The sequence below is a fragment of the Hymenobacter mucosus genome (genome assembly GCF_900188255.1).
In the GTDB taxonomy this organism is placed as follows: domain Bacteria; phylum Bacteroidota; class Bacteroidia; order Cytophagales; family Hymenobacteraceae; genus Hymenobacter; species Hymenobacter mucosus.
Window position 1 is genome coordinate 1 of the sequence record NZ_FZNS01000025.1, and the last position, 6,165, is coordinate 6,165.

General features: G+C 58.4%; 9 protein-coding genes. 3 read left to right on the plus strand and 6 right to left on the minus strand.

Annotated elements, in window-relative coordinates; genetic code table 11:
• The 5 genes from CHB83_RS23235 to CHB83_RS23255 form a co-directional block, all read right to left on the minus strand.
• The coding region (locus tag CHB83_RS23235) for a DUF1259 domain-containing protein (protein WP_143437268.1) at positions 1-369 on the minus strand (369 nt) is incomplete at its 3' end.
• Positions 370-503: 134 nt separating this feature from the next.
• Complete coding sequence (locus CHB83_RS23240; RefSeq protein ID WP_089334521.1) at positions 504-1,019, minus strand: hypothetical protein; 516 nt, start codon at positions 1,017-1,019, stop codon at positions 504-506.
• Positions 1,020-1,036: 17 nt separating this feature from the next.
• Complete coding sequence (locus CHB83_RS23245) at positions 1,037-1,963, minus strand: relaxase/mobilization nuclease domain-containing protein (protein WP_179225631.1); 927 nt, start codon at positions 1,961-1,963, stop codon at positions 1,037-1,039.
• Between the two features lie 14 nt (positions 1,964-1,977).
• Positions 1,978-2,457, minus strand: coding sequence for a plasmid mobilization protein (locus CHB83_RS23250; protein WP_089334523.1), 480 nt, complete (start codon positions 2,455-2,457; stop codon positions 1,978-1,980).
• Between the two features lie 535 nt (positions 2,458-2,992).
• The gene (locus tag CHB83_RS23255; protein ID WP_089334524.1) at positions 2,993-3,259 is read right to left on the minus strand and encodes a hypothetical protein; all 267 of its coding nucleotides are present in this window, start codon (positions 3,257-3,259) and stop codon (positions 2,993-2,995) included.
• A gap of 492 nt (positions 3,260-3,751) precedes the next feature.
• On the opposite strand from CHB83_RS23255, the gene CHB83_RS23260 reads away from it, so the two are divergent.
• The 3 genes from CHB83_RS23260 to CHB83_RS23270 are packed head-to-tail and all read left to right on the plus strand — an operon-like array spanning position 3,752 to position 5,224.
• Positions 3,752-4,702: a replication initiation protein gene (locus CHB83_RS23260; RefSeq protein WP_089334525.1), complete on the plus strand. Its 951-nt coding sequence runs from the start codon at positions 3,752-3,754 to the stop codon at positions 4,700-4,702.
• A 14-nt stretch (positions 4,703-4,716) separates the two neighbouring features.
• Complete coding sequence (locus tag CHB83_RS23265; protein WP_089334526.1) at positions 4,717-5,007, plus strand: hypothetical protein; 291 nt, start codon at positions 4,717-4,719, stop codon at positions 5,005-5,007.
• Between the two features lie 16 nt (positions 5,008-5,023).
• Positions 5,024-5,224, plus strand: a complete 201-nt coding sequence (locus CHB83_RS23270) for a hypothetical protein (protein WP_089334527.1) — start codon at positions 5,024-5,026, stop codon at positions 5,222-5,224.
• Between the two features lie 186 nt (positions 5,225-5,410).
• Here CHB83_RS23270 and CHB83_RS23275 read toward each other — a convergent pair.
• Positions 5,411-6,165: LppY/LpqO family protein (locus CHB83_RS23275; protein ID WP_089334528.1), on the minus strand; the 755-nt coding region annotated here is incomplete at its 5' end.

Consider the following 6,165-nt stretch of genomic DNA (forward strand, 5'->3'; position numbering starts at 1 on the left):
CATAAGCGGGTTAACTTCCTCTTGCAGTAGCACCGTGTCGCTCATGAGCATGGCTGATTTGCCGTCGAGCGTGTGCTTGATGGCCACCCACCCGCCGAAGCCGAAGGAAATGGGCACCGGCTCCCCCTTGATGGTCACTTTCAAGTCGTTGCGCGGCAACGGGGTGCTGTGCGTGGCCTGCGCTTCAACGTAGGCCCCTTTCTTGCCCATCGCGGCCTCGATGGCGGCAATGTCGGCCGCGCTCAGCGGCGGGGTGTTGCCGGGGGCCGGGGCTTCGGCGAAGGAGGGCAAGGGGCCTAGCAGCAGCGGCGTGGTGGCCAGCGCCGTGGTTTTGAGCCAGTCACGGCGGGAAAAACGGGAATCGGACATAGAACAAGGAATGAATGAGACGGCTTAGGGTACGTAAGGTAAACGGTTGACTGTTCCTTCTCTGTGCTCAGGACGCGGCTTGTGGGCGCTTAACGTGCTGTATTCTCCGTTTCCTGAGAAGACCTCTAAAAGCCCTACTGTGGGAAATACTTCTTGACCAGCTTCGGATTGTCGCGCTTTAAGTCCCAATAACCCTGGGTCAGCCAATCCAGCGCCGTCTTTTTCTTGGCTTGCTCCTGCTGCAGCTGCACCACTTGTGCCTCGGCCGCCGCTTTCTCTTTCCAGAGGTAGGTGCTCAGGCTGGCCAGTGCCAGCAGCAGGGCCACCACCCCCAGCCCCAGCCGCATACTGGTAAAGCCCCACACTTCCCCCACCACGGGCACGCTGCGCGGAATCCGGTCAATCACCTGCTGCAGCTGCGCCGTGCCCGTGGTGAGCGTGTTTTCCACCTTCGCCGGCGTGGCTAGGTGCGGCTGGATGGCCTCCGCTACCCCCTGGTAGTTGATGGTAAACCGCACCTCCTGCTTCACCTTGGCCAGCACCTCGTCCAGTTCGGCCCGGCTCACCGGCCGGCCCTGCTCTAAGCTGCGCTTGTTCAGCGCCTCGATGCCCCGCCGTAGCGCGTTTATGTCTTGCAGTAGCTCTTGCATAAGTCGTTGCTGAAAAGTTAATCCCCTATCCCAAAGTCCCGGGACTGCTGCTGGCTCGGCTGCTGCTGGACTTGGCGCTGCTTGGCCTGGGCGTACGCGGCCGCCAGCTTGGCCAGCGCGTAGTCCTGGCCCACCTGCTGCCATTGCTGGGCCGGGTCCTGGCCAAGCTCCCGGGCCTTAGCAAAGCCCGTTTCCAGGTTGCCGGCGCTGTACTCGCGGCCCACCTGGCTACCCTTCACCCGGTGCCCGTCTTGGGCAAACACCACCCCGGCCGGGCTCCCGTCCTTGCGCCGCGTCAGCTCCAGCTCGATGCCTCGGGGGCGCAGCGCCTCGCGCAGCTCGTCAAAGCTGCGGGCCTCGCCCGCCGTGTAGCTCAGGGCGCGGCCGATCTCCTGCCGGGCGCGGCTCCAGTCGGCCGACTGTTCCTCTTTCGGGGTCGTAGCTTTCACCTGGGCCGGGGTCGGGCCGATTTCGCGGGCCTGCTGGCGGCCCACCTGGTCGGCCACGATCAGCCCATATTCCTGCTCGATACCCTTGCACACGTCCACGCTCCGGGAGCGGATAAACTGGTCGCTCACCGTCTGCCCGTCCAGATCCACCCGGTTCACCACCAGGTGCATGTGCGGGTGGGTCTTGTCCTGGTGCCGCACCACGGCCCATTGCGTGCTCTCCGGGTCTATTTTTAGCCCCCTTAGGTAGTCCTGGGCAATGCGGCCCATCACCTCGTTGGTCAGTTTCTCCTTTTCCTCGACCGGAAAGGCCAGCGCGACGTGCAGCACGGCCTTGCCTAGTCCGGGCCGCATGGCCCGCACCGCGTCGAAGTCCGCCGCCATATGCGCGGCGCTGTCCGTGCGCACCCCGTGCGCGGCCAGCACCTCGGCTCCTTTGCCGGGGGACTGCTCCTGCAGCACGTACCGGCACATGGCCCCGAACGACTGGTTCACCTTCACCTTGCCAATCATGCCCCCTCGCCCGTGAGCCGCTTCAGCAGCTGGTGCATCTGCCCGAGGACCGTCGTGGCTCCGGTGCGCTGGTCCTGGCCCAAGTGGGCCAGCTTGGTGAGCTGGTTCAGGTTCGCCGCCATGCCGGCCAGCTGCGCCAACTGCCGCGCTTCCTCCGGGGTCGGTGGGGCCTGCAGTTTCGTGGCTGTGTTCTGTTTCCGCCAGACCGACCGCAACACTTCGCCCTGGCTCAACTTGTACCGCTCGGCCTCCTGGGTTAGGCGCTCGTGCTCCGCATCAGTCAGCCGGACGCTGACGACGTGGCGCTGTTTCTCGGCCAGCGGGCCGGCCTTCCGGCCTCCTTTTCGGGGGCGGTGGGGAGTAGAATCAGGGGCGGGTAGGTCGGCCATAAGTGGGTCCCCGAAGGGGCAAGTGTAGTGAGCCCAACGGGCGAACGGGTTTCCTGGATTGCGCGAAGCGCGATTCACAAAACACATCTTGCGCGAACAACGCCAGAACGGACCCGTCTGCGCTCCAAGGTACGGATTTCTCCCCACTGCCCTACTCCTGCAGCTACAAGTATTTAAGAGTCGATAACTGGCCTCAAGGAGCCTAGTGCGCCCCCTGTATGTGTTTAACCCGTTTCGCACTAACCCCTTTATCTTCGCCCCACTTGCACGGTTGTCACCCCGCCAATGCGACGTCTGAAAAGACGAAGCCCCGGCTGGTGACACAGCCAGGGCTTCAGGAAGTGGGTGAGTTACGCACCCTTACTCCCAAGCGAAAATGGGTAAACGTGCAAAGGCGAAACCGACTGGCCAGGCTGGTTGGTTCCGCATCTCCCTGGAGCTGCTCAAGGCAGTCCTAGGGGGAGCAGTTCGAGCCGTGGTTAGCTACTGGCTCGGGCATCCGTAGGATAACGGCGATCTGGGTTTCGGCCCGGGTCGCCGTTTGTACGTGCGCCGGCGTTTTTCGGATAACGCAAATATAGCCCCTTTACGGCACTCGTAGCTTCTGTCCCTGGTCTGTGTGTCACAACGCCTGTTCGATGCGCACAGCGGTACACGTAGGGCATCTTGCGTGCAGTTGGGCAATGGCCTCGGGTAGTACAGGGTTGGCGGCAATACTTCCCTGATAGAGCGAAAGGCTCCAGCTATTGCCTGAGCCAGCGGTTGCCTGCAGGAAGTCCAGGGCCTGAGCCCTCATGAAAGCATCGTCGCTGTAGGGTTCAATCTGGTAGAACTTGACCAGGATAGTACCCACTGGGGTATCTTTCAAACGGAAGATATGGTCTGCCATAGTACAAAGTACGGGGAGAAGGGCTGAACTAGGCAGAAAGCACATAGCCGTCCAAAGCAGCATATAGGCGGAAAAATGTGTTTCTTAAACTATTGATTATCAATAATATATACTTTTTTGAATGCTCGCAAATTACTGGCTTCCTGTTTGTTATGCTGTTTTTGTTTGTTTCCCGGGTAGATCGTCCCACCCATTCACACTTTAAAAGCCCTTTTTTCTTCGCGGGAACAGCAATTGGTGTATTTGTACTTATTTGTTCTATTTGTAAGGGGTCGTAACTATTTGTCAGACAGATAGTTACAAAGCATAAAAAACACTTTTAATCCGTCAAAAAACACTTTTAATCCGCCAAGGAACACTTTTAATCCGTCAAGAAACACTTTTAATCCGCCAACAGAACACTTTTAATCCGTTAAAAAACACTTTTGTATAACACTGTGATAAAACAATGTAATAATTACCTATCATTGTGCTGTATATCAACGCATAACCATGAGTAGCGAATTAGAAATACGCCAACATAACGCTCTTACAAACGCACGGTACGAGTACTCAGAAATCCAGCTTGATGTGCTGTTTTTCCTCATATCGAAGCTGCGAAAAGACCATCCTTCCTCAGCTTATCAGCTTTCCATTAAAGAGTTATCTGCTCTTACAAACAAGCAGTATCACTATTCCTATCTCCGTAAAGCAACTGAAGATATGGGCTCCCGCATGTTTGAGATAGAGCATGAGAGAGGATACCGCCAGATGTGGATGTTTCAGTATGTAGATTATTTGAAGGGCCAAGGAATTATTGAAATCAAGTTATCTGAGGCCGTTTTGCCCTTTTTGTTTGGCCTGAAGGACAATTTCACCAGCTACGAACTTCAAGCAGCACTACGGCTTACTAGCAAGTACGCTAAGCGTATATATCAACTTTGCTCACAGTGGAAGGACTTAGGAGAAACAAAGAAATATGATCTTCAAGAGCTCAAGAGTGCCTTTGGGTTGGTCGACAGTAAAGGCAATGAGAAGCTGAAGCAGTTCGGCCAGTTCCGAGAAAAAGTATTGGATCCAGCAGTTAAGCAGATCAACGAGCACACCGAACTGCATATCAGCTACAAGCTGGAGAAGCTAGGCCGTAGCTTCAAGCATATTTCATTCACGGTGAAGCCACAAGCCCTGGCTGAAAGCATTCCCTTCGATCTCGTGCCGACCACTCAAACCTTACCTGGAGTACCGCAGAGTCACTACGATAATGCGGCACGGGTCCTCGATGAGCTGCGCATCACCGATGCTAGGCACCGGCAAGCCATTCTCTCCAGCGCGGCTCATGTACAAGAGGTCAACCGCTACAACCACGACCTGAAAACCGGCAAGCTCAAAGCCAGCCGCAATGCCGGCGGCCTGCTGCTCGTGCGCCTGGGCCTAGTCGCCGCTAAGTCCCCAAAACCAGCCTAACTCCTATCCGTCCGATGCCGGCTCCCACCCGTCACAAAATCTACCTGGAAGTTGTCGTCCTGGTGCCAGGTAATGCCGTGCACCTCACCGACGCCGAGCAACAGGCTATTCCCTGTCACTATCTACTCGCCCAAGAGGCCGAGAAGCGCATGTTGGTCGTGGAGTACACCCCGGGCTCCGATCGTGCCACTAGGGAACGAATTATCGCCGTGCACCTGCGCGCCTATTCTCGCCGCTACCAGATCCTCAGCTACCAGGTCTTTGATGATTTCGTACCGGCTCTGCCGGCCCCGGCTTTTTCCTAACTCCTTCTCCTCGACGATGGCCCGCAAATCCACCTCAACCGACGACTACACGCCCAACCCCGCGCTGGCCTCCCCGGCAGCCGATGCCTTCGCCGCTCACTGCCTGCAGCAACTGGTCCTGCGCGGCCAGCTGCCGCAGGAGTTTGCCTTGCCGGCCACTGGCCAAGCAGCGGCGTCGCCTCGCGCGCACGAGGGCCCCGAGTCAGCCGAGAAATAGCACTTTAGGGGCAGTGGGGGAAAGGATGATTCCAGGTCCTTTGTCTGGGAATCCTCCCTTAACATAATGTAGCTTATAATCCCAACCTCGGAATCGTGCCGGGTTTTCGCCCCACGGCCCCGACTTGCCAAACGTGGTATTTTGCCGGTTTAGGCCCTTAAAAAACGGGGCTGATTTACCGGCCTGTCAGTGCTTCATTTTCATGCCCGTTTTGCCCTTGCCCAACTGGTCGAGCGCGGCGCGGAAGCCGGCGGCGAGCTGCGCCGCCGGGCCGCGGCCGTAGTAGTGCAGGAACATCATGCGGGGCTGGTCAAACAACATGTGGTTGTGCACGGCCACGACCTCCAACTGGTGGGCGCGCAGGGCCTTTATAACCGGGTTTACTTCGTGCTCCAGCATAGCAATGTCGCCGGCAACGTGCGCGTCAGCTTGCTTGCCGGCAAACGCGGCCCACGAGTTCAGGCCAATGGCGGCGGTCATTTCCGTGCCCATCATCACCGATTGCAGGTCCGCCCGGCCCACGGTGTACTTGTAGGTGGGGCCGTTCACCGTGCCCTGGTACTGCACCACTTTGTCGAGCGCCGGAATATCAAACAGCTCCTTGCCGGTGGGCGGGCCGGGGGCCGGCGTGGCGTTATTGCCCACCTGCGCGGCCGGGGTGCCGCCGCTGGGCTTCGGCTGGTTGGCCGGCAGCAACTTGGAGTCCTTCAGCGCGGCGGCAAACTTGCGGGCCAGCTCGGCCGGGGCACCCATGCCGTGGATGTGCATGTAGAAGATGCGCGGTTCTTCGTAAAAAAAGTGGTTGTGTACGGCCCCGATTTCCAGCCCCTGGGCCAGCGCGGCCGACATAAGCGGGTTAACTTCCTCTTGCAGTAGCACCGTGTCGCTCATGAGCATGGCTGATTTGCCGTCGAGCGTGTGCTTGATGGCCACCCACCCGC

Bases quoted from the DNA above. Each gene is read 5' to 3' on its own strand.
- CHB83_RS23240 (WP_089334521.1), bottom strand. From the start codon at position 1,019: ATGCAAGAGCTACTGCAAGACATAAACGCGCTACGGCGGGGCATCGAG.
- CHB83_RS23250 (WP_089334523.1), bottom strand. From the start codon at position 2,457: ATGTGTTTTGTGAATCGCGCTTCGCGCAATCCAGGAAACCCGTTCGCC.
- CHB83_RS23255 (WP_089334524.1), bottom strand. From the start codon at position 3,259: ATGGCAGACCATATCTTCCGTTTGAAAGATACCCCAGTGGGTACTATC.
- CHB83_RS23260 (WP_089334525.1), top strand. From the start codon at position 3,752: ATGAGTAGCGAATTAGAAATACGCCAACATAACGCTCTTACAAACGCA.
- CHB83_RS23265 (WP_089334526.1), top strand. From the start codon at position 4,717: ATGCCGGCTCCCACCCGTCACAAAATCTACCTGGAAGTTGTCGTCCTG.
- CHB83_RS23270 (WP_089334527.1), top strand. From the start codon at position 5,024: ATGGCCCGCAAATCCACCTCAACCGACGACTACACGCCCAACCCCGCG.